Here is a 757-nt window from a genome sequence, read left to right as displayed (position 1 = left end):
GAAAAACACAACCAGCAACTCTGTCTTCTTGGGTACAAACTCAGGCTATGTGGCAGCAGGTGCAACCACTGCGGGAGCGGGTGCTTTAGAATACCAAGTAATAGGTGGTGTGTATAACGCTTACGCAGGTGGCAAAGCTACTGAAGTGAAAGGCGTGGTGAGCGTGGGTAATGTAAACAGCGATGGTACAATGGAAACTCGCCGTATTCAAAACGTTGCACCAGGTTTAATCTCTGAGCAAAGTACCGATGCGATTAATGGTAGCCAGTTGTATAGCTTAATATCTCAGCACAAGGTGCATATGGGCGATATTCACAATAAGATCAACCGTAATAATAAAGCTCTGCGTGCGGGTATTGCAGGTTCTAACGCCGCAGCAGGTTTACCACAGGTTTATCTCCCAGGTAAGTCAATGATTGCAGCATCAGCGGGGACTTTCAAAGGTCAATCTGCATTGGCTGTGGGTTACTCAAGAGCATCAGATAACGGCAAGCTGATCCTTAAATTACAAGGTAATGCAAATACTAGTGGTGAAATGGGCGGCTCTGTGGGGGTAGGTTATCAGTGGTAGATATGATAGGAGCTTATAACAAATTGACCCTATCCCAAATTCTGTGTAAACACCCATTTCAACTTAACGGTGATCGTCTAGGCGATCACCAAAATCAATCATAAATCGATTCATTGCCAGTTTCCAGTTCTGAATCGGCATTGTCCATTTTTTTGATGCATCTTTACAAGCGGGTATTTTGCCTGC

Annotated in this window: 1 protein-coding gene; it reads left to right on the top strand. The window is 44.6% G+C overall.

Going from position 1 to position 757, the window contains the following annotated elements; genetic code table 11:
• On the top strand, positions 1-571 hold a 571-nt coding region (locus tag B0183_RS08830), incomplete at its 5' end, for a YadA family autotransporter adhesin (protein WP_207552020.1).
• Positions 572-757: the final 186 nt, after the last annotated feature.

Origin of the sequence: Glaesserella parasuis (genome assembly GCF_002015085.1) — a bacterium.
GTDB lineage: Bacteria > Pseudomonadota > Gammaproteobacteria > Enterobacterales > Pasteurellaceae > Glaesserella > Glaesserella parasuis.
The sequence above is the reverse complement of the archived record's forward strand: the minus strand, read 5'-3'. Positions and strand labels throughout refer to the sequence as shown.